We start from the raw sequence: 26,863 nt of genomic DNA, 5'->3' as shown, positions 1-26,863 counted from the left end.
CTTGTCACCATGCGTAACGTGTGTGGGCCAGCGCACGGAGGCCCTTTTAGACTGCGGCGCCTGGTCACTCCGTCCCCCCGTTCCGCCCGCGCCCGCGCCTTCGTCCGATGTTGTCCGCCTCGCCCGCCGTTCCGGCTGCCCTGCCAGCCGTTCTCCCGGCCGCCGCTTCCGCCATGGTTCCCGCCGTCCGCGTCGGCCGCGCGTTTCGTGCCGCCATCGCAGTCGCGCTGATGCTCACGGGCGTCGCCGCCGAAGCCTCCTCCAACGCCTGGCCCGCACCGCCCCGCCCCGTCGGTTCGGTGGGACTCGCGCCTCGCGGCATGCTGTTCGCGCCCTCGACCGCGACCGCTGGCGGAGTCGTCGCCGAGGAAGGCTCCGACGAACAGTTCCGCGCCCAGGCCGAGGCCGAGGTGCTACGCCGGCTCGGCGTGGCGGCACGCCGCGATGACCTGCGCCTGTGGCTGCCCGTCGTCAAGGGCCGCCCGGTGGTCCTCGACAGCCAGCGATCGGATCCCGCCGATCCGGCACTGCCTTCCGTGGACTTCCGCCTCGACGGCCTGTCGCCCGACGGCCAGTTCTACGTCGTGCGCGCGACGCTGCCGGCCGGCAGTGAACTGCTGTGGATCTCCCGCGCCGACGGCACGCGTTACGAGATGCATGGCAACGTCAACCCGTCGCCGGACGGTCGCTTCCTGGTGGTGACGCACGCGTCGCCGGGCCAGGAGTTCAACGGCGTGGTCCTCTGGAGCCGGCGAGGACGGCCGCCTCGTCGAGCGCTACCGCTTCCAGCCCACGCCGGAGCAGACCGCGATCAGCTTCCGCTTCATGCGCTGGCGCGACGCGGACACCGTCGAGCTGGCGCAGTTCGCCGAAGTCGATGCGACGACCTGCGACCTCGGCACGCTCAGTTCCACCGCGCTGCTGTCCCGCAAGGGCGAGCGCTGGATCCTGCGCAGCGCCAGCGGCCAACGCTGCGATCGATGAAGCGCTGAAGTACAGAGCCACTGAGCCACTGAAGCCCGATGGGAGCGGCAACGCGCGGAGCGTGACCCGCGTTGGCGCGGCATCGCCTTATCACGTTCTTCAAGCCTGTCCTGACACCCGATCACCCGGGAATTGCATCCGATGTGACGCCCGGTAATCGAACTTGTAACAGCATCGGGCGCGGACCTAGGATTTCTCCATCCTCCCTCCAGGTCCGACCATGAACCGACAAGAACAAGCTTCCCAAACCGCCTGCTCCGGCGCCATCGCTACCGTGACCGCTTCGCGCCCCTCCCTGGCCAAGCGCGCGATCGCGTCCACGCTGATCGCCTCCTGCACGCTGATGGCGCTGCCGATGCACGCGAGCGCGCAGGTCGTGCCGACCGACGCGCTGGTGCAGCCCGCCGCGCCCACCGGCACCGCCGCCGACAGCCGCGTCCGCGTCAACGCCTTCTTCGCCCGCGAGGATGTGCGTCAGGCCATGGTCAAGGAAGGCGTCGATGCCGCCGCCGCGCAGGCGCGCGTGGACGCGATGTCCGACGACGAGATCCGCGCGCTCGACGGCCGCATCGCCGAAGCCCCCGCCGGCGGCGAGGTGCTGGGCCTGATCTTCACCGTGTTCGTGATCCTGCTGATCACCGACATCCTGGGCTTCACCAAGGTCTTCCCGTTCACGCGATCGATCCGCTGAGGTCTTCATGTCGATCATGCGGCCCGTCCGGCTCGTCCGCTCCGCGCGGACTTCCCGCTCGCTGATTCCGCTGGCCGCGCCGATGCTGGCGCTGGCGCTGCTGCTGGGCGGCTGCGCGAGCACGCCGCCGCAGCTGCAAGCGCTGGAACGGCAATGGCCCGCCGACCTGCCGGCGCGCGTGGACCTGTCCGCGAAGACGCCGTTCATCGCGCAGGACGACTACGAATGCGGCCCGGCCGCGCTCGCGATGCTGCTGCGCACGGCGGGCAAGTCCACGACGGTCGAGCAGTTGAAGCCGCAGGTCTTCCTGCCGGGCCGCAAGGGCTCGCTGCAGACGGAGATGCTGGTCGCGACGCGCCGCCAGGGCTTGCCGGCCTATGTGCTGCCGCCGCGGCTGGACGCGCTGCTGGCCGAGGTCGCCGCCGGGCATCCGGTGATCGTGTTCCAGAACCTGTCGCTGGACGTCGCGCCGGTGTGGCATTACGCCGTCGCCGTCGGCTACGACAAGCAGCGCCGGACGATCCTGCTGCACAGCGGCAAGACCGCGCGGCAGGAGATCGAGCTGCCGGTCTTCGAGCGGACCTGGGCGCGTGGCGACTACTGGGCGATGACGACGCTCCCGCCCGACCTGCTGCCGGCCTCGCTGGACGGTGCGGGAACCGGCGCCGCGCTGGCGGCGCTTGAACGTCTGGACGCGCCGGCCGCGCGCAAGGGCTACACGGCCGCGCTGACGCGCTGGCCCGGCGAGCCCGTGCTGCTGCTGGGCGCCGGCAACACCGCCTACGCGGCCAAGGACCGCCGCACTGCCGCCCGGCACTATGCGCGGCTCACGGACGTGCGGCCCGACCTGCCCGAAGGCTGGAACAACCTGGCGCAGGTGCTGATGGAACAGGGTGAGCGCTACAAGGCCTCGCTCGCGATCGAGCGCGCGGTCGCGCTCGGCGGCCCGCGCCTGGAGCAGTACAAGGCGCTGCAGAAGAAGATCACCGCGGGCATGTGACGGCACTGCGGCCTTGCGCGCCGGCGCCGTGAGGCCTGGCCGCGCGATGTAGCGCGCGCCGCTTGGCCTGGGACGCTCATCGAGCGCCGAAGAACATGCCAAGCCGAGCAACGCGGCCCTGATTCAGGGCCTGAAATCGATCGTCCGCTGCGCGGCCTCCAAGGCCGCGTCGGCCGCATAGCTCCAGGTGTCGAAACTGCGTTCGAGCTCGTGCCAGTAGCCGTTGAGTTCCGGCTTGCCGCCGTTCGCGGCGTGCGCGGCGATCACCAGGTAACGGGCCCGGAACGGCGGTGCCTCGCCGACGACTTCGCGGACGAACCAGCGTCCGTTGTGACTCTCGACGCCCCCGACGGCGTCGGTGTGGTCTGGCTTGGCTGACATGAGGACTCCTTTTGCGTTGTGATCGCGGTGTGATCAGGATCGCGCCCCGCTGACAAGCAGGTTGCACCTTCACGCCTGGGCAAGTTTCCCTCCAACCGTCGCCCGGCGCCACGCGCGCCGACGGTGTTTTACCCCCGCATTACAAGGGAGGCCGGCAAGCGCCCGGCCGGGCGCTCCGCGAAGCAACTTCCACGCCGGAAGTGTCGGGATTGATTACACCCGCTGACCCCTGCTCCGGGGACAACCGGCGCAAGTGCTTGAGGCACCGGGAATTCGCACCCAATGGCTTGGATGTTGCTTTAGCCTCCCGTTTCCGTGGCCTCCCGCCAACGACCACAAGAACGACCGTCCGAGAGAGAACCCCCGATGAAGCGCTCGACCCTCCTTCCCCTCTCCGCGCCACCCTGGCCGCGACCCTGCTGTGCGCGACCGCCGCGGCCGCGCAGGCCTCGGTGCTGATCCTCGGTGCGCCCGTGCAGGCGGGCAGCCTGACCGATGTGCAGTCGAAGATCGCCGCCACCGGCGTGGTCAGCGGCGTGGTCGACGTCTTCAACGTCGCCACGGGCACCCCCACGCTCGCCATGCTGACGGCCTACGACGCCGTGCTGGTCTACAACGAAAGCGCCACCGTGCCCTTCGCCAGCGCCCTGCAGCTGGGCAACGTGCTGGCGGACTACGTGGACCTCGGCGGCGGCGTCGTGGAAGCCGGCCTGTCGCACGCGACCTCCGGATTCAAGGGCATGCAAGGCCGCTTCGTCTCCGCCAACTACGACGTCTTCAACACCAGCAACAACCAGAACTCCTGCGGCGGCCTGGGCCAGGTGGTCCGGTCCGACAGCCCGCTGATGCGCGACATCACCAGCTTCAACGGCGGCGCGTCCGCGCTGTGCTACCGCCTCACGGCCAAGGCCGGCACCGAGATCGTCGCCGACTGGAGCAACGGACAGGCGCTGGCCGGCTACCGCATGGACCACAAGGGCGTGGTCGTCGGGCTGAACATGTTCCCCACCTCCAGCGACGTGTCGCCCGGCGGCTGGGTCCCGTCGAGCGACGGCGCGCTGCTGATGGCCAATTCGCTGGCCTTCGCCGCGGGTGAGCTGCCGGAGCCGGGTTCGCTGGCGCTGCTGGGCATCGCCGCCCTGGCGGCGGGCCTCGCGGGCCGTCGCCGGACCCGCGCGATCAAGGCCGCGGCCACGGTCTGAACGGAGCCCGACCCTGAGGGATACTGCGGCGCATGTCCACGCCGCCGACCTTCAGCTTCCCCGTCCCGCCCCCCGACCTGGTGATCACCGAGGACGAGCGCGCCGCGCTGTACTTCCTCCCCCAATCGCCCGGCGGCATGCCGGTCAGCGAGGAGATGCAGCAGCGGCTGCAGGACAAGGGCCTGGCGACGGCCATCCGCGAGGACGGCCGCCGTTGGCTCACCGAGCTCGGCGACCGCGCGCGGCTGGGCAAGATCTGACCCCGCCGACGAAGCGGCGCGGCCTCGGTCGATCCGGCCACATCAGCGTGCGCCGGCGCCCGGCCGGACCGGGTCTGCGGTCCTCAACGCCGCTCGTACTGGGTCTTGCCGAAGAGCACTTCGCGCGCCTTGTCGTCGACCAGCGGACGGCGCTTCTCGGCCAGCACCTCGACGGCGCGGACCACCGCGGGCCGCTTCGCGATCTCGTCGAACCAGCCCTTCAGGTGCGGGTGGTCCGCCATCTCCACGCCCTGGTTCTTCGCGCCGCGCAGCCACGGGAAGATCGCCATGTCGGCAATGCCGTACGCCGGCCCCGCGATGTACTTGCTGCGCGCCAGCCGCCGGTCGATCACGCCGTAGAGGCGTTTGGCCTCGTTGGTGTAGCGGTCGATGGCGTACTCGATCTTCTCGGGGGCGTACATGCGGAAGTGATGCGTCTGGCCCAGCATCGGTCCGACGCCGCCCATCTGGAACATCAGCCACTGCAGCGCCTCGTAGCGGCCGCGCGTGTCCGGCGGCAGGAACTGCCCCGTCTTGCCGGCGAGGTACAGCAGGATCGCGCCGGACTCGAACAGCGAGATCGGCTGCCCGTCCGGCCCGTCGGGATCGACGATCGCGGGGATCTTGTTGTTGGGGCTGATGGCGAGGAATTTCGCATCGAACTGGTCGCCGGCGCCGATGTCCACGGGAATCACCCGGTAAGGCAGGCGGCACTCTTCCAGCATGATGTGCACCTTGTGGCCATTGGGCGTGGGCCATGAATACACTTCGATCATCAAGCGTTCTCCGTTCGGGCGCGAAGCCCTGTTCGTCCACATGTCGATCGACCACTCCGTCGACGCTTCAATGCACGGACCCCGGGCCCCACGCGCATCGTCCCGCCTCATGGTAATCAAACAAATCAAACAGTGGTTCGCCGCCCGTGCCAACGCGGCCCGGTGGCGTCCCTTGAGCGAGTGGGCCTCGGAACGCGGCGGCCAGTTGCGCCACGCCCGCGACGGGCGCGGTTTCGTCATCGACCTGCCCCGCACGCTGCCCGGCCTGACCCGCATCGAGTGGGGGCCCTCGCAGCGCAGCTACATCGACGGCTTCGAGCTGCGCATGCGCTGCGAGCTCAAGATCAATCCGGACATGCAGATGATGCTCATCGAGCGCAAGCTGATGGAGCGTCTGGAGAGCAGCGTCTTCGAGGCCTACACCGACACGCTGCGCACGCGCGTGGACACGGACACGCCCGAGGAGATGCGCTGGCTGGTGATGTTCCCGAAGCACTCGCAGATGGAGTCCAAGCTCGTGCGGCAACGCTTCGGCGCGGTGGGCATCAACCGCGAGCTGGTCATGGCCTGGCTCGACAAGGACCTGTCCGAGCGGCTGGCCCAGGCGACGCAGGACATCCTCGTGGAGGGACGTCCGTTCGTGCTGCTGAGCCTGCGCGGCAACGTCTATCTGCGCACGTCGATGGCGGAGCCGGCGATGGCGGAGCTCCAGGCGCTGACGCGCGTGCTGGAGGCCGCGGCGCTGAGCGCGCAGGCGGTGCATCAGCGTCTGGGCGACGGCGGACCGTGGCCGACGACGACGTCGGTGGCCTGGCACAGCCGGCCGTCCGAAGGGGATTACGGCTCGCCGGCCTGAGCTGGCGTACTTCCACCGCAGCTCGCCCTCACCCCTGCCCTCTCCCGCAAGCGGGAGAGGGAGAGCACTAGGAGAAGAGGTCGGCCGCGCCGGCCACCGCCTCGGTGCAATCGATCAACCGGCCATGCCCCGTGATGAAGGCGCAGCGCACCGGCTCGCCGGGCTGCAGCGCCATCACGGCCTCGCGGTAGCGCCACAGCTGCTGGATGTACTCGGGATTGCGCTGCGGCGCCGGGTGGAGCTTGTAGTCGAGCACCCACCACGTGCGCACGCCCGCGCCGTCGCGGCGGCTGACGAGCCGGTCCAGCCGCATGTCGTGGCCGTTCCAGCTGAGCGGCACCTCGTTGCCGTGCCAGTCGAGCGCGGCGGCATCGAAGAACGGCGCGCAGTCCCCGCTGCCGAGGATCGCCCGCACGCTGCGCTCGAGGCGCTCCGTGCGGCGCGCGTCAAGGCCGTACATCTGCGCCGCGGCCGCCGATCAGCCGGTCCAGCGCATGCGCGCCGCCCTGCGGCCCGCTGTGCCATTCGAGCACGCGATGCAGCGCCTCGCCGAGGGCGGCGCTGTCGTCGACCTCGTCGGGACTCTGGCCGACGTCCGCGCCGGCGTTCGCCACCTCCGCCGGCAGCGGCTCGACCCGCGGCAGCACCTTGAGACGCGCGACGTCCTCGTCCGGCACGCGCAGGCCATCCGCGACCTCCGGCACCGCCATCGCCTCGGCCTGCGGCTGCACCCGCGTCCACCACGTCCCCGATGAGCTCTGACGCTTCGCCGGCGTGCGGCTGAGCAGCAGCCGGTGCCGCGCGCGCGTCATCGCGACATACAGCGCGTTGAGCTCCTCGCGCTGGCGCTGGTCCTTCTCGTCGTCGAGCAGGGCCTGCAACGACGGCGGCGGCTTCGCCTCCGACACGAGGAAGGCCACCGTCCGCGGCACGGCCTCCTGCACCGGCCAGGAGATCGCCAGCGCCATGCTCTCCGAGCGCGCCGGGCCGGCCTCCGCATCCATCAGGATCACGACCTTCGCCTCCAGCCCCTTGGCGCCGTGCACCGTCAGCAGTTGCACGGCATCGGGCTCGGCGGGGGCCGCCAGCTTCAGCGCGCGGCTCTTCAGCGCGCGGACGAAGCCATACAGGCCGGCGTACCGGCCACCATCCAGCTCCAGGGCCAGCGCGAGCAGCGCCTCCACCGCATGCAGCCGCGCGCGGCGCTCGCTGGCCGGCACGGCAGCCGCCAGGCGCGCCATCAGGTCGCCCTCATGGACGATCGCGTCGAGCAGATCGTGCGGGCTGCGCAGCACCGCCGTCGACGCCCAGCGCGACAGCAACCCCTGCGCGCGGCGTAGTGGCTCGCTCAGGGCCTCAGGATCGGCTTGGAGGAGCGTCTCCCACCAGGAGCGGGTCGTCGGACCTTCCTGCTGCGGCGCCTCCGGACGTGGGTCCGCAGGCGGGAGATCGCCCACCTGCTCCGGCTCAGCGGGCCCTCCACGGGGCATGGGGGATCCCTCCAGGACCCCCAAGCCCCATGCCGGTCCTGCAGCACCCGCTGCCTGCGTTGGTTCTCTGTCCGCGGGAGGCTGCTCCTGCTGCTCCTGCTGCTCCTGCTGCTCCTGTTCCGCCTGCTCCGCTTGCTGCTCCTGCTGCTCCTGCTGCTCTTGACCGAGCCACTTCACGGAACGTGATTCGGCGGCGAGCCACAGCAGGTCCGCCTCGCTCGCACCGAACAGCGGACTGCGCAGCGCGTGCGCCAGCGACAGCTGATGGCCGCTCGACGCCAAGGCATCCAGCAGCGCCAGCAGATCGCGCACGTCCGGCGCGTCGAGCAGCGCCATGTCCTCCGGCGCCGCATGCGCGATCCCCTGGCCCTTGAGGATCTGCGCGAGCACGCGCAGGCCCTCGCGCTTGCGCGCCAGCACGAAGATCTCGCCCGGCTGCACCTCGCGCTTGGCCAGCAGATCACCGATGCAGGCGGCAATCCGCCCGGCCTCGGCTTCGCGGCGATGCAGCTCCGGCTCGCGCCGCGCTTCGGTCAGACTCGGGCGCCAGGTGCCCTCCTCCCGCGTCGTTTCGGTCGCTTCGTCATCGGAGGTCTGGTCGCCGGCGATGAAGAAGACACCGTCCAGCGGATCGCCACTGCCCGACTCCGTGGTGTGCGGGCGGAAACCGCTGTACTGCTGCGCCAGGCTCGCCGATTCGAAGACGGCGTTCACCGCCGCCAGCACCGGGACCGAGTTGCGCCGCGTGTGGTCGCACGCGAGCAGCACGCCGTCCAGGCCTTCGCGCACGAAATCGCGCGCCGCCGCGAAGACGCGGGGCTCGGCGCGGCGGAAGCGGTAGATGCTCTGCTTCGGGTCGCCGACGATGAAGACCGACGGCGGGCGCTGTCCGCTGGCGCCGCCGCCCGCGCCGACATAGCCGGACAGCCATGCGTGCAGCGCGTGCCATTGCAGCGGGCTGGTGTCCTGGAATTCGTCGATCAGCAGGTGCCGGACCTGGCTGTCGAGCCGCTCCTGCACCCAGCCCGACAGGTCCGCATCCCCGAGCAGGGCCAGCGCGCCGTGCTCCAGGTCGTTCATGTCGACGATGCCGCGCTCGCGCTTGAGGCGGTCGAACGCATCCAGCAGCGTCAAGGCCAGCGCGCACATCTGCTGGTGCCACAGGCGCGCGCGGTCCTGCTCGATGGCGAGCAGCAGCCGCTGGAGACGGTCCATCGCCGCCGACAACGTGGGTGAGTCGCCGAGGTTCTTGCGCGGCGCGCCCTCCGCCGTGAACAGCGCCTGGCGCACGCCGGCGAGCGCCTCCTCGTCAGGCAGCTGCAGCGCCTGCTCGAGCGCGGTCGCGCATTTCTTCGGCGTGACCTTGGTCGACTGGCCGAGCTCGATCGCGAGCGCCTGCAACTCGGCGCGCAGGGGCGCGAAGGCCTCGATCGGCGCGGCGAATGCGGCGAGCTCGGGCACGACCTCGGCCGCCGTCGGCATGCTGTCCATCAGGCGGCCGTGCGCGTGGGCGAGGCGCAGTTCCACCCGCTTCTCGAAGGCCGACGTCAGCCAGTCCAGCAGCTTGTTGCGGCCGTGGATCAGGCTCAGGTCGCGGTAGATCGTCAGCAGCGCGTCGTCCTCGAGCACCGCGGCGTGGAAACGCTGCCAGAGCTCGGGCATCAGGTCGCTTTCGTCCTCCAGCAGCTGGAGTTCCGGCGACAGGCCCTGCGCGCGCAGCAGTTCCAGCGGCGCGGCGCGCAGCAGCTGCGAGAACCAGGCGTGGAAGGTGCGGATCTCCACCGGCCGCGCGTCCTGCAGCAGCCGTTGCTGCAGCGTGGCCAGGCGCGGCGCGAGTTCAACGGCCTGCGCCTGCGGCAGCCCGCGCTGGCGCAGGGCGAGCACGCGACCCGCGTCGTCGCAGTGGGCGAACTCGTGCAGCCATTCGTTCAGGCGCGCGCGCATCTCGCCGGCGGCCTTGCGGGTGAAGGTGATCGCGACGATGTCCTGCGGTCGCGCGCCGTCCAGCAGCGCGCGCAGGATGCGCGAGACCAGCATCCAGGTCTTGCCCGCGCCGGCGCAGGCTTCGACGACGACGCTGCGCGCCGGGTCGCAGGCCAGTTCGTAGAAGCGCTCGCGCGCGACCGGCGCACCGTCGAGCGTGTAGGCGGCCGCGCCGAGCGGATCCGCCGTGGCGGCGTTCGACGTGGCGGCGTTCGTCATCGGCGCGTTCATCGGGGCATTCGTCGGGGCGGTCACGGCGCGGCTCCATCCCGATCGTCGCGACGGCACAGGCCGCGCATCTCGCAGTAGGCACAGGCGACGCCCTCGCCCAATGCCGGCAGCGGATCGCCGGCGTGGATGGCCATCAGGTCCCGGCGCAAGCCGTCCAGCATCACGGCCGCCGTCTCTTCGACGTGGTCGTGCTCGATCTCCGCGATGCCCTTGGCGTCGTCCAGGGCCAGGTATTGCGCACGCAGCGGGCCGAGGTCGTGCAACTGGCCGACTCCCATGAGCACGGCGTAGACGGCGAGCTGTGTGTCTTCGAGCGGATTGGCGACCTTGTCCTTCAACCCCTTCACGCTACCGGTCTTGTAGTCGACGAGCAGCCGGCCATCGGGCGCGTCGTCGATCCGGTCGATGCGTCCGAGCAGCGCGAGTTCCGCGAGCGCAGGCTCGATCTCCGCCCAGGGACGCACGCGGCGGTCGACCTCGCCGCGTTCGAAGCGCTGGCCCTCGGCCTCGCGCTCCGCGAGCCAGCCGAGGTAGGCCGGCACGAAACGCGCGAAGCTCGCCGAGTACGGCAGGAACTCCGCCGGCGCCAGGCCCAGCTCGCGCATCTGGTCCTGCGCGGCGCGCTGCAGGCGGGCGTCGTCGTCGAGATGGGGATCGCGGCGCTCCGCGCGCTCGGTGTGGAACTGGTGCAGCACCGCGTGCAGCCAGGTGCCGTAGTCGCGCTTGTCGGCCTGGACATCGAGCTCGCCCGCTTCGCGCAGGCCCAGCAGCACGCGGGCGAAGAACTGGTACGGGCATTGGCGCAGCGACTCCACCGCGCTCGCGCTCAGCGCGGCAGGCAGCCGACCTTCCGCCTGCGCGGCGGCGCGGTCGACCTGCGCGGCCGGCACGGTCGCGTCGAGGCGCGGATCGTGCCAATGCGGCAGCACGTGGCCGGCCGCCTGCAGTGCGAGGTCGAGCCGGTCCAGCAAGGGGCTCGCCGCCAGCGGCTCGCTGCCGAGATGCCCGCGACGCAGCAGCGTGACCGCCGGCGCGCGCAGCAGCTGCGCGAACTGCCAGGCCAGCGCATGACGCTTGCCTTCGACGGTCGGCAGGCCGAGCTCGCGCGCGAACGTGTCGCCGATCAGCACCGGCCCCGGCGGCACCGGCCCCAGCGTCGCGGCGTCCGCGCCCGGCAGCACGATGGCGCCGAACGGGCGCAGCATCGTCCGCGCCAGCGGCGTGATCATGATCTGTAGACCACCTTCGAGCGGCGGCTTGTATTCGCCGGCCTCGAGCGTCTGCGACACCCAGTCGACGAACTCGGAGGCGGTCAGCTGCGCGCCTCGCAGGACCGCTTCGTGGCCGGAACCCGGCCAGGGCGTCTTGCTCAGCCACAGGGCTTCCAACACCTGCGGACCGCCGGCGGGCTGGCGCTTGAGCTGCTCGTCGGCACCGAGCTGCTGGAGCGTCTGCCCCAGCGCGGCAATCCAGGCGTCGAGCGCCTGCGCGCCGCGCAGTTGCAGCGGCACCAGCGCCTCGCGCGCGGCCTCCAGAGCCGCTCGCTGCCCGGAGGGAGACGATCGGCGCGCACCGCCTGCGGCGTGGACCAGCCACGCTTGCGGCAGTGCGCCTCCAGCGCGCTCAGCGAGGCACTGCCGCCGCGCTCGCGCAGCGACGAGGCCAGCGGTGTCTTCAACCAGGCGAGCCAATCGTCGACGGTCGCCTCGCGGCGCGCGGCGCGCAGCATCGCCATCAGCTGGGCGGCCGGCGCGGTCGTCGCGAGGGTCCAGCCGGTCTCGTCCTGGATGCCCCAGGCCCTGGCGCTCCAGCAGCGCGCGCACGCGCCGCAGCAGCACGCGGTCCTGCGCGATCAGCGCGACCGGCGCGCGGCCCGCCTGCAGGTGATCGAGCACCGACGCGGCGCTGCATTGCGCCAGGTCCTCGAAGTCGTCGCACACGGCCTGTTCGATGCGCCCGACCGGCGCGCCGCCGTCGAACGCGGCGTCCAGCGGCAGATCGGCGTTCAGGCGCAGGCAGGGAACGCCGCCAGCCTCCGCGCTCGCGAGCAGCGCCTGCGCGAGCGGATCCGGCCCGCCGCACTGCAGGTGCAGCCAGGCGCTCGGACGCAGCGTGAAAAGCGCGTCGGTGGCCGGCGCGCGGGGGGTCGGCCGCGGCCCATTCGAGCGCCACCGCCAGCAGCGCGCGCTCCAGGTGCCCGACGCCGCTCTGCAGCGCCAGCGCCGCCCGGCCTTGTTCCCAGAACTCATGGCGATGCACCGGATCGCGCAGCGCGGCGGCCCGCGCCAGCGCATGCGCGGCTTCGACCAGCCGCTGCACCGCGGCGTCATAGGCACGGGGATCTTCCTTGCGCAGCGCCTCGGCCCAGCTCTGGCCGCGCATCAGGGCGCGGGCGGCCAGCGCATCGATCGCGGCGTCGCCGGTCAACTGGTCCGCCTGGGGCAGCGCGCTCGGCCCCAGCGCCGACGCGAGGCTGTGCGTCGTCTCGATGCGGGGCTGCCAGCGCGACAGCTTCATCCAGGCGCGCCGCGCCGGTGCCAGATGTTGCGCGAAGGGCAGCAACAGCACGGCGTCCCGCGCGGACAGCCCGTGGGCCTCCAGCCATTCGGCCGCGCGGCGTGCGACGCCATCCCAGATCGCGGCGCTGGTGTGGGCCGGCGACAACGGAAAGTCGGCCAGCGACTGCGGAAAGTCGACCGGCGACTGGGGAAAGCCGACCGGCGGCGGAGACGTCATCGAGGGCGGCGGCGTGGTCGACAAGGCGGTGGGACTGGCGGTGACGATGGTGGCGGTGGCGGCAGGCAACAGCGGCAATGGCGGCAACGGCGGCAACGGCGGCGGGCCCGGAGGCGCCGCCGAAGATTCCGCGCATCGCGACGATAGTGAAAACCAGGCGCCCGGCGACTTGAGATCCGCCCGCGCACCTGCATGTCGGATGAGCGCCTACTCGGGCCGAGGTTTCCGGGCTTGTGTGAGAATCGTCTCACCCTGCAACCCTGGGGCCCCCGAGGCGGTACACATTGTCGCCCGGCTGGCCGCCCGTCCGTGGCATCCGCCCGGCAGGGACATCACGCAAGGACCATTCCCATGAGCAGCGAACAGATCAAACACATCTCCGACGCCTCGTTCGACAGCGACGTCATCCAGTCCGACAAACCCGTGCTGGTCGACTACTGGGCCGAGTGGTGCGGCCCCTGCAAGATGATCGCCCCCATCCTGGACGAAGTCGCCAAGGACTACGGCGACCGCCTGCAGATCGCCAAGCTGAACGTCGACGACAACCGCGAAGTGCCCGCCAAGTTCGGCATCCGCGGCATCCCGACCCTGATGCTGTTCAAGGGCGGCCAGCTCGCCGCGACCAAGGTCGGCGCGTTGTCCAAGGCCCAGTTGACGTCCTTCCTCGACGCCAACCTATAATGATTCCATTCGTCGGGGCCCAAGCGGTCCTGGCGAACAACTTGCCACCACGCCCTCCCGGGCCCAACGGCGTCTTCCGGACGCCGTCGATCTTCCGGGTGAGCGCGTGGACTCGGCGCCCAAGTCTCCACGCTTTCCTCAAGTCCGCCGCAACGCGGATGCGCGTCCCTTGGGCTCGCCGTTGTTTGTGTCTCTGGCCTTGGCAGGCCCTGGACGACAGACCGGGTCAAACCCCCCATGCATCTTTCTGAACTGAAGGCGCTTCACGTCTCCGCCCTGATCCAGATGGGCGAAGAGCTGGAGATCGACAACGTCGCCCGCCTGCGCAAGCAGGAGCTGATGTTCGCGATCATGAAAAAGCGCGCCAAGGCCGGCGAGCAGGTGTTCGGCGACGGCGTGCTGGAAGTCCTTCCAGACGGCTTCGGCTTCCTGCGCTCGCCCGAGGCCAGCTACATGGCCTCGACGGACGACATCTACCTGTCGCCCAGCCAGATCCGCCGCTTCAACCTGCACACCGGCGACATGGTCGAAGGCGAAGTGCGCGTGCCCAAGGACGGCGAGCGCTACTTCGCGCTGGTCAAGGTGGACCGCGTCAACGGCCTGACGCCGGAGGAGTCCAAGCACAAGATCATGTTCGAGAACTTGACGCCGCTCTTCCCGAAGGAGCAGTTCAAGCTCGAACGCGACATCCGCGGCGACGACAACATCACCAGCCGGATCATCGACCTGATCGCCCCGCTGGGCAAAGGCCAGCGCGCGCTGCTCGTCGCCCCGCCCAAGTCGGGCAAGACGATGATGATGCAGCATCTGGCGCACTCGATCGCGGCCAACTATCCCGACGCCCACCTGATGGTGCTGCTGGTGGACGAACGCCCCGAGGAAGTGACCGAGATGCAGCGCACCGTGCGCGGCGAGGTCATCAGCTCCACCTTCGACGAACCGGCCGCGCGCCACGTGCAGGTCGCGGAAATGGTCATCGAGCGCGCCAAGCGCCTGGTGGAACTGCGCAAGGACGTGATCATCCTGCTGGACTCGATCACCCGCCTGGCCCGCGCCTACAACAACGTGCTGCCCAGCTCCGGCAAGGTGCTGACCGGTGGGGTGGACGCGAACGCGCTGCAGCGCCCCAAGCGCTTCTTCGGCGCCGCGCGCAACATCGAGGAAGGCGGCTCGCTGACCATCATCGGCACCGCGCTGGTGGACACCGGCTCCAAGATGGACGAGGTGATCTACGAAGAGTTCAAGGGCACCGGCAATTGCGAAATCCATCTGGACCGTCGCATGGCCGAGAAGCGCGTCTATCCGTCGATCCTGCTGAACAAGTCGGGCACCCGCCGCGAGGAGCTGCTGCTCAAGCCCGAGATCCTCCAGAAGGCCTGGATCCTGCGCAAGCTGCTGTATCCGATGGACGAGATCGAGGCGATGGAGTTCATCCTCGACAAGATGAAGTCCTCGAAGAACAACCACGATTTCTTCGACATGATGAGACGCGGGGGCTGATTCAGCCCGGTCTCCGGACTTCACGGAAGCCGCCCCTGGGCGGCTTCTCTCATTTCAGCTATACTCCGCGTTTTTCCGCTGTCGACAAGTGCGCTGCAAGGGGCAGTGTGGCTGGCGGCACTGCAGCGAGGATTTTCAAATGGCCAAAGAAGGCATTCACCCCAACTATCGCGACGTGGTCTTCCTGGACCAGTCCAATGGTTCCCAGTTCGTGATCCGCTCGACGGTGCAGACGAAGGAATCGATCAAGCTGGACGACGGCCGCGAACTGCCGCTGGTCAAGCTGGAAACCTCCAGCGAATCCCACCCGTTCTACACGGGCACCCAGAAGAGCGTCGACAGCCTGGGCGGTCGCGTCGAGAAGTTCCGCAACAAGTTTGCGAACCTGCGCAGAAGGCCTGAGCGGCCCTCCCCGACCGGATCTGATCCGGTCACCGCAAAAAGGCAGCCCCACCGGCTGCCTTTTTTCATGGCCGCTCCGGAGCCCGCCTCCGCCATGCCGGACTGAGGGGCGCGATACGTCGTCGCGTCCCGGGACATGGCTTCGCCCGCCTTTACCGCAGGGTGTCAGGAGACTCGTCCTGAGCCCGGCGAAGCTGCGGCATGATGCGCACCGGCATCCACAACGACAACGAGACAGACGCGCATGAATCTGCCCACCCCGGCCGTCGTGGCCGAGCGCAGCACGCACCCGATCCCGCGCTGGGCCCTGCTGCTGCTGTGCGCCGCCTACGTGCTGCCCGGCCTGTTCGGCCGCGATCCCTGGCGCAATGCCGACCTCACCGCCTTCGGCTTCATCGCCAGCATCGCGCAAGGCCACGCCCCGTGGCTGCAGCCCGCGATCGCCGGCCTGCCCGCGGATGGCGGCCTCCTGCCGTACTGGGTCGGCGCGCTCGGCGTCAAGTTGCTGCCCTTCCTCGATCCCCTCCGTCGCGGCGCGCATCCCCTTCGGACTGATGCTGGCCGCCGTGCTGGCGCTGGCCTGGTACAGCTGCCTGCACCTGGCGCGCACCGAGGCCGCGCAACCGGTGGCCTTCGCCTTCGGCGGCGAGGCCCACGCGGTCGACTACGCCCGCGCCATGGCCGACGGCTGCCTGCTCGCGCTGATCGCCAGCCTGGGACTGCTGCGCCTGGGGCACGAGATCACGCCGGAGATCCTCCAGCTGCTCGGCATCACGCTGTTCGTCTACAGCCTTGCGGCGCTGCCCTTCCGGGCCTGGAAGGCCCGCACGGCGATGCTCGTGGCGCTGCCGGTGCTCGCCACCAGCGGCGCGCCCGTCGTCGCGCTGGCGCTGGCCGTCGGCGCCCTGTGGCTGTGCTTCCGTTCCACCTACGAGGACGCCCGCAAGTTCCTGCCCTGGATCCTCGCCGCGATGGTGCTGGCCGCGCTGGTCGCATGGCCGATGCACGGCTGGGCCTGGCGCGTGAAGGCCAGCGAACGCAGCGTGCTGGACTGGTTGCGGCTCCTGGGCTGGTTCTGCTGGCCGGCCTGGCCGCTGGCGGCCTGGTCGCTGTGGCGCTGGCGCGCCCACCTCATGCGCCGCCACCTGTCGGTGCCGCTGCTGGCCTCGCTGGTGCCCTTGCTGACCAGCCTGCTGATGGGGGCCGACGACCGCGCGATGCTGCTCGCACTGCCGCCGCTCGCGGTGCTGGCCAGCTTCGCGCTGCCGACCTTCCAGCGCAGCGCGAGTGCCCTCCTCGACTGGTTCTCGGTCTTCTTCTTCACCGTCGGCGCCATCTTCCTGTGGCTGTACTACATGGCCCTGCAGATCGGCTGGCCGGCGAAGCTCCTTGCCAACGTCCGCAAGCTGGCGCAGGGCTACGAGCCGCAGTTCAGCCTGCTCACCTTCGTGGTGGCCGTGCTGGGCACGCTGGCTTGGCTGTGGCTGGTGCGCTGGCGCACTGCGCGGCACCGTCACGCGCTCTGGAAGAGCCTCGCGCTGCCGGCTGGCGGCGTGGCGCTGGCCTGGCTGCTGGCGATGACACTGGGACTGCACACGCTGAACTACGCGCGCAGCAACAAGCCGCTGATCGACCGCATCGCCGCGCATGTGCCGGCGAACGTCGAGTGCATCGCCGCCCCCGGCCTCCCGACCCATGCCTTGGCGGCCCTGGAGTTCCAAGGCCACTGGAAGGTCGACGCGACACAGGGCCTCGACCGCACGACCTGCCCCCTTGCGATCACCGTGCAGGCGGAGAGCACCCCGATGCCGCCAAGCGGCTGGCGCGTACTCGGCGTGGTCCGCCGCCCGACCGACCGTTTCGGCACCTACCTGGTCATGCAGAAGGATCGCTGATCAGCGCCCCTCCCGCGCAGTCCTCGATCCAACATCGAGCCATCCCTCGGTCCCAGACCGTGAAAGTCCTCGGTGGTTCGGGGACGGGGATGCATGGGGTTTGGACGCTTGCCGTCCGGGCCCCATGCATCCGCGGCCAAGCGCGCCGACCTCCCGAAAGCAGAATGGCTCCGAGCGGAGCCATTCTTTCGTGGACGCTCAAAGGCGACCTCAGAGATCGTCGCCCCCCGCCAGTGCGGCCGGCGCCGCTTCATCGCCCATGGCCGACGCATCGACGAGACGCACACGCGCCGCCGGGAACAGCAACCTGAACCTGGAGCCCTTCCCGGGCTCGCTCTCGATGCGCAGCTCACCGCCATGGCGCTGCACGACGTGCTTGACGATCGACAGTCCCAGACCGGTGCCGCCGGTGTCCCGCGAGCGGCTCCCATCGACGCGATAGAAGCGCTCGGTCAGTCGCGGCAAGTGCTCGCGCGCGATGCCGGGTCCGTTGTCGATGACCGAGATCTCGCCGCCGTTGTCCGGCAGCCATCGCCACTGCAGTTCGATGCGCCCCCCCTCGGGGGTGTAGCGCACCGCGTTGCTCACCAGGTTCGCGATCGCGCTGAGGATTTCCGTTTCGACGCCCGCGAGCTCGACGCCCGTATGACGTTCGCAGACGAGCTCATGCCGCCCGTTCGACAGCGCCTGCGCGTCCGCGCCGACGCGCTGCAACAGCGGATCCAGCGAGATCCAGTGATCCGCGCCCGGCCGCGGACTGCCCTCGAGTTGCGCCAGCGTCAGCAGGTCGCCGACCAGCGTCTGCATCCGCGTCGTCTGCTGCTGCATCAGATGCAGCACCCGCCTACGCTCGGCCTCGGTCAACTGCAGGCTGGCCATCGTCTCGATGAAGCCCGCCAGCACCGTCAGCGGCGTGCGGATCTCATGCGAGACATTCGCGACGAAATCGCGCCGCATCGCTTCATTGCGTTCGCGGTCGGTGACGTCCAGCGACAGGACCAGTTTGCGCGACTCCCCGCCGACGCCGTAATCGCGGACCAGCACCTGCAGCGTCGACTTCGCGCGGGTGTTGGTCAGTGTCAGCGGCTGCTGGAAGTTGCCGTTCTGCAGATAGGACACGAAGGCCGGATAACGGACCAGGTTGGTGATGCGCTGCAGCTTGTCGCGTTGCGGATCCAGCGAGAAATGATCGCCCGCCACGACGTTGCACCACTGGATGTGGTCCTGCCCATCGAGCAGGATCACGCCGTTGGGCGAAGCCTCGATCGCGAGCAGGAACTGCTCGAGCTGCTGGCGTTCGCGCTCATAACGGCGCTCGCGGTCGCGCAGGCCGCGCTCGACGCGGTAGGCCATCTCGCCCCACAGGCCGCCGAGGCGCGGCGCATCGTCGTCCTGATCGCCGCGCAGCCAGTGCACGAGCCGGTGCGCCCGGGCCGCGTCCCAGACCGCCATCAGGATGACGGCCGTCGCCGCGGCCAGCGCCGCGGCCAGATGCGGCATCCCTGTCCACTCGCCCAACCAGTACCCCAGGCCGCCCGCGACGCTGGTGCCCAGCACCAGCATCAGGACGCGAGAGAACATCCATGCCATGGATGCGCCCTCAGGCCGACAGGGCGCTGCTGCTCTGCTGGGTCAGCCGGTAGCCGGCGCCACGGACCGTTTCGATCATGCGCGCGCAACTGACCTTCTCGAGCGCCTCGCGCAGGCGCTTGACGTGGACGTCCACGGTGCGTTCCTCGATGAACACATGGTCGCCCCAGACACGGTCCAGCAGCTGCGAGCGGCTGTGCACGCGCTCCGGATGCGTCATGAAGAAGTGCAGCAGGCGGAACTCGGTCGGACCGAGCTTCACCTCGACGCCTTCGCGGCTGACGCGGCGCGTGCCGGGATCGAGCACCAGACCGCCGACCTCGACGGCCGTGTCCAGCGCTTCGGGCGCCTTGCGGCGCAGCACCGCGCGGATGCGCGCCAGCAGTTCGTTCGTCGAGAACGGCTTGGTCAGGTAGTCGTCCGCGCCGGCGTCCAGGCCCGACACCTTGTCGACCTCTTCCGCGCGCGCCGTCAGCAGAATGATGGGCAGCTCGCGGGTGCGGGTGGCGCCGCGCCATTGACGCGCCAGCGCCAGGCCCGTCTGGCCCGGCAGCATCCAGTCGAGCACGACCAGATCGGGCAGCACGCGGTCCACTTCCAGCTGGGCCTGTTCGGCATTGCCGGCCAATGTGACCTCGTAACCGGCGTGGCGCAGGTTGATGGAGATCAGCTCGGCGATGGCGGATTCGTCCTCGACGACCAGGATGCGACTCATGCGGGGTAACTCCTCTTATTGGGTCCCGCCGGCGTGCCCGTAGCGGGCGGGCCGGACGGGTGATCGCTTGTCGGTGCTCAGCGCACCATGTTCTCGACGGCGTCCGGCGAGTTGTGGCGGACGTCGGTGCCCTTGACCACGTAGATGATGACTTCGGCCAGGTTCTTGGCGTGATCGCCGACGCGCTCGATCGCCTTGGCGACGAACACCAGGTCGATCGACGACGAGATGGTGCGCGGGTCTTCCATCATGTAGGTGATGAGCTTGCGCATCAGGCCGTCGAACTCCTTGTCGATCTGGTCGTCGGCCTTCAGCACTTCCAGCGCGCGATCGACGTCCAGGCGCGCGAACGCGTCCAGCGCCTTGCGCAGCTGCGCGGTGGCCAGCTCCGCCTCGTACGAGAGGTCCGACATCGGCAGGCGCAGCCGGCTCGACACGCCGGTGTTGATCAGGCGCTGCACGGTGCGGGCGATGCGGGCCGCCTCGTCGCCGACGCGCTCGAGGTTGGCGATCGTCTTGGACACGGCGATCAGCAGGCGCAGGTCGCGCGCGGTCGGCTGGCGGCGGGCGATGATCGTCGACAGGTCGCGATCGATCTCGATCTCCATCGTGTTGACGATCTCTTCCTGCTTGAGCACGTGGCTGGCGATGTCGCCGCTGAAGCTGCCCAGCGCCTCGACGGCCTGCGCCACCTGCGATTCGACCAGGCCGCCCATCTCGAGGACGCGCGTGGAGATGCCGCTCAGCTCGGCGTCGAATTGGGTAGAGAGATGCTTGTCGGTCATGGTGTGTGCTCCCTGTTGATCAGCCGAAACGACCCGTGATGTAGTCTTCGGTGTCCTTGCGCTTGGGCTTCATGAAGAGCTCCGCGGTCGGTCCGAATTCGATCAGGTCGCCCAGGTACATGTAGGCCGTGTAGTCCGAGCAGCGCGCCGCCTGCTGCATGTTGTGGGTCACGATCGCGACCGTGTAGTCGTGCTTGAGCTCGTGGATCAGCTCCTCGATCTTGCCGGTCGAGATCGGGTCCAGCGCCGAGCACGGCTCGTCCAGCAGCAGGACTTCCGGCTTGATCGCGATGCCGCGCGCGATGCACAGGCGCTGCTGCTGGCCGCCCGACAGGCCGGAACCGCTCTGGTTCAGCTTGTCCTTGACCTCGTTCCACAGCGCGGCCTTCTTCAGCGCCCATTCGACGCGCTCGTCCATCTCGACGCGCGACAGCGTCTCGAACAGCCGCACGCCGAAGGCGATGTTGTCGTAGATCGACATCGGGAACGGCGTCGGCTTCTGGAACACCATGCCGACCTTGGCGCGGATCAGCGACACGTCTTCCTTGCTGGTGAGGATGTCCTCGCCGTCCAGCAGGATCTGGCCTTCGGCGCGCTGTTCCGGATAGAGCTGGAACATCCGGTTCAGCGTGCGCAGCAGCGTGGACTTGCCGCAGCCCGACGGGCCGATGAACGCGGTCACCTTGTTCTCGGGGATGTCCAGGTTGATGTTCTTCAGCGCGTGGAAGCTGCCGTAGTAGAAGTTCAGGTTCTTCACCGAGAGCTTCGCCTTCTCGGTCACCGGCATGTCGACTTTGACGTCCATGTTGTTTCTCGATTCGTTGGATTCGTGGACCGGGTTCGGATCAATGCTTCTGCTTGAAGGCGAAGCGCGCGAGGATGTTCAGGAGCAGCACGCCGATGGTGATGATGAACACCGCCGCCCAGGCCAGTTTCTGCCAGTTCTGGTACGGGCTCATGGCGAAGTCGAAGATCACCTTCGGCAGGTTGGCCATCGGACCCGACAGGTTGGTCGACCAGAAGCGGTTGTTGAACGCCGTCAGCAGCAGCGGCGCGGTCTCGCCGGAGACGCGGGCCAGGGCCAGCAGCACGCCGGTCAGGACACCGGCGCGGGCGGCCTTCAGCGTCACCGTCATGATGACCTTCCACTTCGGCGTGCCGAGCGCATAGGCGGCCTCGCGCAACGCGCTCGGCACCAGGTTCAGCATGTTCTCCGTTGTGCGGATCACCACCGGGATCACGATCAGCGCCAGCGCCATCACGCCGGCCCAGCCCGAGAAGCCCTTGAACCGCAGCACGATCAGGCTGTACACGAACAGGCCGATCACGATCGACGGGGCCGACAGCAGGATGTCGTTGATGAAGCGCACGCAGCTGCCCAGCCAGGTCTTCTGGCCGTACTCGGCCAGGTAGACCCCCGCCAGCACCCCGATGGGCGTGCCCACGAGGGTGGCCAGGGCCACCATCAGCGCGGATCCGAAGATCGCGTTGGCCAGGCCGCCGTCGTCGGTGTTCGGCGGCGGCGTCATCTGGGTGAAGGTGGCCCAGTTCAGGCCGCCGATGCCCTGCGTGATGGTTTCGAAGAGGATCCAGATCAGCCAGACCAGGCCCATCGACATCGCCGCGAGCGACAGCGTCAGCGCGATGATGTTGACCCGGCGGCGCTTGTGGTACATCGCCATGCGGTCGGCGGTGGTGGCGCTCATGTGCGGGCTCCTTCGTTCTTCTTGAGCTTGTTGAGCAGGACCTTGGAGAACGCCAGCACCACGAAGGTGATGAAGAACAGGACCAGGGCCAGGTACAGCAGCGAGGCCTGATGCAGGCTGCCGGGACCGGATTCGCCGAATTCGTTGGCCAGCACCGAGGTGATCGTGTTGGCGGCCTCGAACAGCGACAGCGAGCTCAGCTGGTTCATGTTGCCGATCACGAAGGTGACCGCCATGGTCTCGCCCAGCGCGCGACCCAGGCCCAGCATGATGCCGCCGATCACACCGGTCTTGGTGTACGGCAGCACGACTTTCCAGACCACCTCCCAGGTGGTGGAGCCCAGGCCATAGGCGGACTCCTTGAGCATCGCGGGGGTGACCTCGAAGACGTCACGCATCACCGAGGCGATGAACGGGATGATCATGATGGCCAGGATGATGCCGGCCGAGAGGATGCCCAGACCCACCGGCGGGCCCGAGACCAGTCCGCCCAGGACCGGCACGCCGCCGAGCAGGCTCTGCAGCGGCGCCTGGACGTAGGTGGCCAGCAGCGGGCCGAACACGAACAGGCCCCACATGCCGTAGACGATGGACGGCACGGCGGCCAGCAGCTCGATCGCGATGCCCAGCGGGCGGCGCAGCCAGCCCGGGGCCAGTTCCGTCAGGAACAGCGCGATGCCGAAGCTGACCGGGACGGCGATCAGCAGCGCGATGAACGAGGTCATCAGCGTGCCGTAGATCATCACGAGTCCGCCGAACTTCTCCTGCACCGGATCCCAGTCCGTGGACACGAGGAAGCCCAGGCCGAACTGCTTGATCGCGGGCGCGGCGCCCACCAGCAGCGAGCCGATGATGCCGACCAGCAGCGCCAGCGTGACCCAGGCCGCGGCATGCGTCAGCAGCGAGAACACGGTGTCGGCCCAGGGAGCGACGCGGCGGCGCTGCGGCGGACGTCCGTCCGGCTTGGCGCGCTCCTGGCCTCGATCGAGGGAATTGGCTGGAAGTATTGCGGCCACGGGGCCTCCGCTGAAATGTTTGGAATCTGGCGCGCCGCCCGCCTCCTCCGGCCGGTCCGACGCGTCCGTCACGATGTCTCTGTCGAGATCTTCTTCTGGCGCCCTTGCACCTTCGCGCCTCAACTCGTCTTGAACGAAAGCCCGGTGTCCCGCAACAGGAGCACCGGGCTGCTTCGTCAGACGACGATCACTTGAAGCTGACCGCCTTGCCGGCGGTGTCCTTCACCTGGCCGGTCCATTGCTTGCGGACCAGGTCCTTCACGGCCGCCGGCAGGGGGACGTAATCCAGTTCGTCGGCGATCTTGTCGCCCTGGGTGTAGGCCCAGTCGAAGAACTTCAGCGACGCGGCGGCCTGGGCCGGCTTGTCCTGGGCGGCGTGCATCAGGATGAAGGTGGCGCCGGTGATGGGCCAGCTGTCCTTGCCGGCCTGCTCGGTCAGCACCTGGTAGAACGACTGCTCCCACTTGGCACCGGCCGCGGCCGCCTTGAAGGCGTCGTCGCTCGGGCTGACGAAGGCGCCGCTGGCGTTCTTCAGCAGCACGTAGGTCATCTTGTTCTGCTTGGCGTAGGCGTATTCGACGTAGCCGATCGAGTTCGGCAGGCGCGTCACGAAGGCCGACACGCCTTCGTTGCCCTTGCCGCCCGCGCCGGTGGGCCAGTTCACGGCCGTGCCTTCACCGACCTTGTCCTTCCAATCGGCGTTGACCTTGGACAGGTAGTTCGTGAACAGGAAGCTGGTGCCCGAACCGTCGGCGCGGCGGACCACGGCGATGGCGGCGTCCGGCAGCGCGACGCCCGAGTTCAGGGCGGCGATGGCCGGGTCATTCCACTTCGTGACCTTGCCCAGGTAGATGTCGCCCAGGACCTTGCCGTCCAGCTTGAGCTGGCCCGCGGCGATGCCCTTGACGTTGATCACCGGCACCACGCCGCCGATCACGGTGGGGAACTGGACCAGGCCGTCCTTGGCCAGTTGGTCGTCCTTCAGGGGGGCGTCGGACGCGCCGAAGTCGACGGTCTTGGCCTGGATCTGCTTGATGCCGGCGCCGGAACCGACCGATTGATAGTTGATGCGGACGCCGGTGGCCTTGTTGTAGGCATCAGCCCACTTCGCGTACACGGGGGCCGGGAACGAAGCACCCGCACCGGTCACCTCTTGAGCATGGGCCGCGGAGAACATCGCGGCGCACGCGGCGAACAGCAGGCCAGCACGCAGTTGATTCATGATCATTCAGTCCTATCGCTTGGGTTGGTTGGCGAACGGAGCGGATGCTATGACCTCAATGTGACACATCCGTGACGCCACCCAGGATCCGGAAAAATGTCGTTACGTACAGCGCCCAGAGGAGAAACGGCACTTCGGCGGTCGTCGATCGATCATTGTCATATTCGATTCACCCCGCTGTCATCTTCGATCTCTAGCCTTCGGGACGTGCGGGAAAACCCTCCGGACCTCATGACGGCGCCACGGCGACGGGGATGAGGCGAAAGGATCTGCCCGCCCCGCTCCCGAAGAAGTCGCGCTCGACGCGACCCGACCAATGCAAATTGGGCCGCCGACGCTCCCGCGCCGGCGGCCCTTCTTTTTGCTGGAGGTGGAGGGGTCAGCCGCCGCGGATGGCGTCCGCCAGGCGTTCGGCACAGCGCTGCGCCAGGTCGGCGTCGCTGGCCTCGACCATGACCCGCAGCAGCGGTTCGGTGCCCGACTTGCGGATCAAGACCCGCCCCCGGTCGCCCAGCTCGGCCGTGACTTCGGCTTCGACGCGGGCCAGCGCAGGGTTGCTCTTCCAGTCCTGGTGGTCCGCCTGCAGGCGGACATTGATCAGCGTCTGCGGGAACAGCGTCACACCGTCCAGCAGGTCCGCCAGGCGGCGGCCACTGCGGCAGACCGCTTCGAGGACCAGCAGGCTGCTCACGATGCCGTCGCCGGTCGTGTGCCGATCCAGCGACAGCAGATGACCCGAGCCCTCCCCGCCCAGTTGCCAGCCGCGGGCGGCCAGTTCCTCCAGCACGTAGCGATCGCCGACCTTGGCGCGGACGAATTCGACGTCCCGCTGGCGCAAGGCCAGTTCGACCGCCATGTTCGTCATCAGCGTGCCGACCGCGCCGGGAACCCGCTCACCGCGAGCCAGGCGGTCCGCGACCATCACATAGAGCAGCTCGTCACCGTTGTAGAGCCGCCCTTCGCCGTCGACCATCTGCAGGCGGTCGGCATCGCCGTCAAGCGCGATGCCGTAATCGGCCTGGTGCTCCTTGACCGCGGCGACCAGCGCCTGCGGTGCCGTGGCGCCCACCTTGTCGTTGATGTTGTAGCCGTCGGGCTTGTTGCCGATCGTGATGATCTCGGCCCCGAGCTCATGGAACACCGACGGCGCCACCTGGTAAGCCGCGCCGTGCGCCGCGTCGATCACCAGCTTCATGCCGCGCAGGCTGAGGTCGCTGCTGAAGCTGGCCTTGCAGAACTCGATGTAGCGGCCTTGTGCGTCGTCCAGGCGGCGGGCACGCCCCAGGCTGGCGGAATCGACCCAGACCGGCGGCTCGTCCAGCACGGCCTCGACGTCCAGCTCCCAGGCGTCAGGCAGCTTCTCGCCCTTGGACGAGAAGAACTTGATGCCGTTGTCCGCGAACGGGTTGTGCGATGCCGAGATCACCACGCCCAGGTGCTGGCGCAACGCACGGGTGAGGTAGGCGACGCCGGGCGTCGGCAGCGGGCCGGTCAGCAGCACGTTGACGCCAGCGGACGCGAAGCCGGCTTCCAGCGCGGGACTCGAGCATGTAGCCGGAGATGCGGGTGTCCTTGCCGATCAGCACGCTGGGCTTGGCATAACTGCGCTTGAGCACGCGACCCACCGCATGGCCCAGCCTCAACATGAAGTCAGGGGTGATGGGGGTGCGGCCCACGGTTCCGCGAATACCGTCGGTTCCGAAATACTTCCGGCTCATTGAGGCGATCTCCTGCGACTTCTCGATCTTGAATCCGCGGATTGTCGCCGATGCCGAGGTGGTCGCTGCTCGCCCACCTTGGGGCACCCGATCGGGGGAGCGCTGGAGCGCTCGACGGTCCTGCCTGGACGGAGGTCAGCCCTGCGATGCGCCGAAGGCTTGCCAGACCTTGAGCGCGTCGACGGTCGGCCCGACGTCGTGCACGCGTACCACGCGCGCGCCCAGGGCCACCGATGCCAGCGCCGCACCGACGCTGGCCGGCATGCGTTCATCGACGGCCTTGCCGGTCACGGCCCCGAGCGTCGACTTGCGCGACCAGCCGATCAGCAGTGGTCGTCCCAGCGCAAGCAACTCGCGCTGACGCCGCTGCAGTTCAAGGTTCTGATCCACGGTCTTGGCGAAGCCGTAACCCGGATCCAGCGTGATCCGTTCGGCCGCCACGCCGATATCGACCAGATGCCGCATCCGCTCGCGCAGGAAATCGGCCACCTCGAGGACAACATCGTCGTACTCGGTCAGCTGCTGCATGCCTGCGGGCTGGCCCCGCATGTGCATCAGACATATGCCGGCGCTGCCGTGCTCGGCCAGCAGCCTGTCGGCGCCTTCGTCGCGCAGGGCCTGCACGTCGTTGATGATGTCGACGCCCAGGTCCAGCGCACGGCGCATCACCTCGGTCTTGCAGGTGTCGACCGACACCGGGACGCCGAAGTTCAGCGCGGCACGCAGCACTGGCTCCAGTCGTTTCCACTCCTCGTCGGCATCGAGTCGCGGCGCCCCCGGGCGCGTCGATTCGCCGCCCAGATCGAGGATGTCGACGCCCTCGCCGAGCAGCCGCTCACAGAAATTGATCGCGCTCAGCGCGTCGGCATGTTGCCCGCCGTCCGAGAAGGAATCGGGCGTCACGTTGACGATGCCCATCACCAACGGCCGCTCTGCCAAATCGAGGTCGAAGCGCGTGGTCTGCCAGATCGAGGGAGAAGTCATGGACGGCTGAGTGTCGAGGGCGCGGCCGCGCGCTCGATTGCGCCAGGGACTGCCTCGCC

23 protein-coding genes and 2 pseudogenes are annotated in these 26,863 nt (G+C 69.0%); 11 read left to right on the top strand and 14 right to left on the bottom strand.

Features of this window, described 5'->3' with window-relative positions; translation table 11 throughout:
• The first annotated feature begins 173 nt into the window (after positions 1-173).
• The 3 genes from ACFJIX_RS19955 to ACFJIX_RS19945 all read left to right on the top strand — a co-directional run bounded on the left by ACFJIX_RS19955 (position 174) and on the right by ACFJIX_RS19945 (position 2,675).
• Complete coding sequence (locus ACFJIX_RS19955) at positions 174-992, top strand: hypothetical protein (RefSeq protein ID WP_377154089.1); 819 nt, start codon at positions 174-176, stop codon at positions 990-992.
• Positions 993-1,258: 266 nt separating this feature from the next.
• A complete protein-coding gene (locus ACFJIX_RS19950) occupies positions 1,259-1,675 on the top strand; it encodes a PA2779 family protein (RefSeq protein ID WP_377154087.1) in 417 nt (138 codons plus the stop codon).
• 7 nt (positions 1,676-1,682) lie between these two features.
• Positions 1,683-2,675, top strand: a complete 993-nt coding sequence (locus tag ACFJIX_RS19945) for a PA2778 family cysteine peptidase (RefSeq protein WP_377154085.1) — start codon at positions 1,683-1,685, stop codon at positions 2,673-2,675.
• 123 nt (positions 2,676-2,798) lie between these two features.
• Here ACFJIX_RS19945 and ACFJIX_RS19940 read toward each other — a convergent pair whose 3' ends face one another.
• Complete coding sequence (locus ACFJIX_RS19940) at positions 2,799-3,056, bottom strand: hypothetical protein (RefSeq protein ID WP_377154082.1); 258 nt, start codon at positions 3,054-3,056, stop codon at positions 2,799-2,801.
• A gap of 452 nt (positions 3,057-3,508) precedes the next feature.
• Between ACFJIX_RS19940 and ACFJIX_RS19935 the strand changes: the two genes are divergently transcribed.
• Together ACFJIX_RS19935 and ACFJIX_RS19930 are read left to right on the top strand one after the other, a co-directional pair.
• Positions 3,509-4,258: a PEP-CTERM sorting domain-containing protein gene (locus ACFJIX_RS19935; protein ID WP_377154080.1), complete on the top strand. Its 750-nt coding sequence runs from the start codon at positions 3,509-3,511 to the stop codon at positions 4,256-4,258.
• 32 nt (positions 4,259-4,290) lie between these two features.
• Positions 4,291-4,518, top strand: a complete 228-nt coding sequence (locus ACFJIX_RS19930) for a hypothetical protein (RefSeq protein WP_377154078.1) — start codon at positions 4,291-4,293, stop codon at positions 4,516-4,518.
• A gap of 83 nt (positions 4,519-4,601) precedes the next feature.
• On the opposite strand, the gene ACFJIX_RS19925 is transcribed toward ACFJIX_RS19930, so the two are convergent.
• Positions 4,602-5,294, bottom strand: a complete 693-nt coding sequence (locus tag ACFJIX_RS19925) for a glutathione S-transferase N-terminal domain-containing protein (protein ID WP_377154076.1) — start codon at positions 5,292-5,294, stop codon at positions 4,602-4,604.
• A 109-nt stretch (positions 5,295-5,403) separates the two neighbouring features.
• On the opposite strand from ACFJIX_RS19925, the gene ACFJIX_RS19920 reads away from it, so the two are divergent.
• Positions 5,404-6,150 (top strand): hypothetical protein, encoded by a 747-nt coding sequence (locus ACFJIX_RS19920; RefSeq protein ID WP_377154074.1) that lies wholly within the window; start codon positions 5,404-5,406, stop codon positions 6,148-6,150.
• A 67-nt stretch (positions 6,151-6,217) separates the two neighbouring features.
• Here the strand turns inward: ACFJIX_RS19920 and ACFJIX_RS19915 are convergent, their stop codons facing one another.
• Genes ACFJIX_RS19915 through ACFJIX_RS19905 form a run of 3 tightly spaced genes read right to left on the bottom strand, consistent with a single transcriptional unit; the run spans position 6,218 to position 12,103 of the window.
• A complete protein-coding gene (locus tag ACFJIX_RS19915; protein WP_377154072.1) occupies positions 6,218-6,610 on the bottom strand; it encodes a hypothetical protein in 393 nt (130 codons plus the stop codon).
• The gene (locus ACFJIX_RS19910) at positions 6,597-9,878 is read right to left on the bottom strand and encodes a UvrD-helicase domain-containing protein (RefSeq protein ID WP_377154070.1); all 3,282 of its coding nucleotides are present in this window, start codon (positions 9,876-9,878) and stop codon (positions 6,597-6,599) included. Before ACFJIX_RS19910 ends, ACFJIX_RS19915 begins: the two co-directional genes overlap by 14 nt.
• Positions 9,875-12,103, bottom strand: a complete 2,229-nt coding sequence (locus ACFJIX_RS19905) for a PD-(D/E)XK nuclease family protein (RefSeq protein ID WP_377154068.1) — start codon at positions 12,101-12,103, stop codon at positions 9,875-9,877. The genes ACFJIX_RS19910 and ACFJIX_RS19905 overlap by 4 nt, the downstream gene beginning before the upstream one ends.
• 98 nt (positions 12,104-12,201) lie before the next feature.
• On the opposite strand from ACFJIX_RS19905, the gene ACFJIX_RS19900 reads away from it, so the two are divergent.
• The 5 genes and pseudogenes from ACFJIX_RS19900 to ACFJIX_RS19880 all read left to right on the top strand — a co-directional run bounded on the left by ACFJIX_RS19900 (position 12,202) and on the right by ACFJIX_RS19880 (position 17,068).
• The gene (locus ACFJIX_RS19900) at positions 12,202-12,945 is read left to right on the top strand and encodes a hypothetical protein (protein WP_377154066.1); all 744 of its coding nucleotides are present in this window, start codon (positions 12,202-12,204) and stop codon (positions 12,943-12,945) included.
• The gene (trxA, locus tag ACFJIX_RS19895; RefSeq protein ID WP_088406647.1) at positions 12,942-13,271 is read left to right on the top strand and encodes a thioredoxin TrxA; all 330 of its coding nucleotides are present in this window, start codon (positions 12,942-12,944) and stop codon (positions 13,269-13,271) included. Before ACFJIX_RS19900 ends, trxA begins: the two co-directional genes overlap by 4 nt.
• A 237-nt stretch (positions 13,272-13,508) precedes the next feature.
• Positions 13,509-14,771 (top strand): transcription termination factor Rho, encoded by a 1,263-nt coding sequence (gene rho / locus ACFJIX_RS19890; RefSeq protein ID WP_067270357.1) that lies wholly within the window; start codon positions 13,509-13,511, stop codon positions 14,769-14,771.
• A 139-nt stretch (positions 14,772-14,910) separates the two neighbouring features.
• A pseudogene (locus tag ACFJIX_RS19885) lies at positions 14,911-15,159 on the top strand (type B 50S ribosomal protein L31); the annotation flags it as partial.
• 568 nt (positions 15,160-15,727) lie between these two features.
• A complete protein-coding gene (locus ACFJIX_RS19880; protein ID WP_377154063.1) occupies positions 15,728-17,068 on the top strand; it encodes a hypothetical protein in 1,341 nt (446 codons plus the stop codon).
• Positions 17,069-17,278: 210 nt separating this feature from the next.
• Here the strand turns inward: ACFJIX_RS19880 and phoR are convergent, their stop codons facing one another.
• From phoR to folP, 9 genes and pseudogenes are all read right to left on the bottom strand, one after another.
• Positions 17,279-18,658 carry a phosphate regulon sensor histidine kinase PhoR gene (gene phoR, locus ACFJIX_RS19875; protein WP_377154060.1) on the bottom strand — a complete coding sequence of 460 codons (1,380 nt, stop codon included), beginning with the start codon at positions 18,656-18,658 and terminating at the stop codon, positions 17,279-17,281.
• 10 nt (positions 18,659-18,668) lie between these two features.
• The gene (phoB, locus tag ACFJIX_RS19870) at positions 18,669-19,373 is read right to left on the bottom strand and encodes a phosphate regulon transcriptional regulator PhoB (protein WP_067270346.1); all 705 of its coding nucleotides are present in this window, start codon (positions 19,371-19,373) and stop codon (positions 18,669-18,671) included.
• A gap of 77 nt (positions 19,374-19,450) precedes the next feature.
• Positions 19,451-20,158, bottom strand: coding sequence for a phosphate signaling complex protein PhoU (gene phoU, locus ACFJIX_RS19865; RefSeq protein WP_067270342.1), 708 nt, complete (start codon positions 20,156-20,158; stop codon positions 19,451-19,453).
• A 19-nt stretch (positions 20,159-20,177) separates the two neighbouring features.
• Positions 20,178-20,963 (bottom strand): phosphate ABC transporter ATP-binding protein PstB, encoded by a 786-nt coding sequence (gene pstB / locus ACFJIX_RS19860; protein WP_067270340.1) that lies wholly within the window; start codon positions 20,961-20,963, stop codon positions 20,178-20,180.
• 40 nt (positions 20,964-21,003) lie between these two features.
• Positions 21,004-21,864 (bottom strand): phosphate ABC transporter permease PstA, encoded by an 861-nt coding sequence (gene pstA, locus ACFJIX_RS19855; RefSeq protein WP_377154057.1) that lies wholly within the window; start codon positions 21,862-21,864, stop codon positions 21,004-21,006.
• Positions 21,861-22,880 (bottom strand): phosphate ABC transporter permease subunit PstC, encoded by a 1,020-nt coding sequence (gene pstC, locus ACFJIX_RS19850; RefSeq protein WP_377154055.1) that lies wholly within the window; start codon positions 22,878-22,880, stop codon positions 21,861-21,863. Before pstC ends, pstA begins: the two co-directional genes overlap by 4 nt.
• Positions 22,881-23,067: 187 nt before the next feature.
• Positions 23,068-24,102 (bottom strand): phosphate ABC transporter substrate-binding protein PstS, encoded by a 1,035-nt coding sequence (gene pstS / locus ACFJIX_RS19845; RefSeq protein ID WP_377154053.1) that lies wholly within the window; start codon positions 24,100-24,102, stop codon positions 23,068-23,070.
• A 379-nt stretch (positions 24,103-24,481) separates the two neighbouring features.
• Positions 24,482-25,820: pseudogene (gene glmM / locus ACFJIX_RS19840) on the bottom strand (phosphoglucosamine mutase).
• 135 nt (positions 25,821-25,955) lie between these two features.
• A complete protein-coding gene (folP, locus tag ACFJIX_RS19835; protein WP_377161870.1) occupies positions 25,956-26,804 on the bottom strand; it encodes a dihydropteroate synthase in 849 nt (282 codons plus the stop codon).
• Positions 26,805-26,863: the final 59 nt, after the last annotated feature.

Source organism: Roseateles sp. UC29_93, from assembly GCF_042695725.1.
In the GTDB taxonomy this organism is placed as follows: Bacteria; Pseudomonadota; Gammaproteobacteria; order Burkholderiales; family Burkholderiaceae_C; genus Roseateles; species Roseateles noduli_A.
This window is presented reverse-complemented; position numbering and strand designations above follow the sequence as displayed.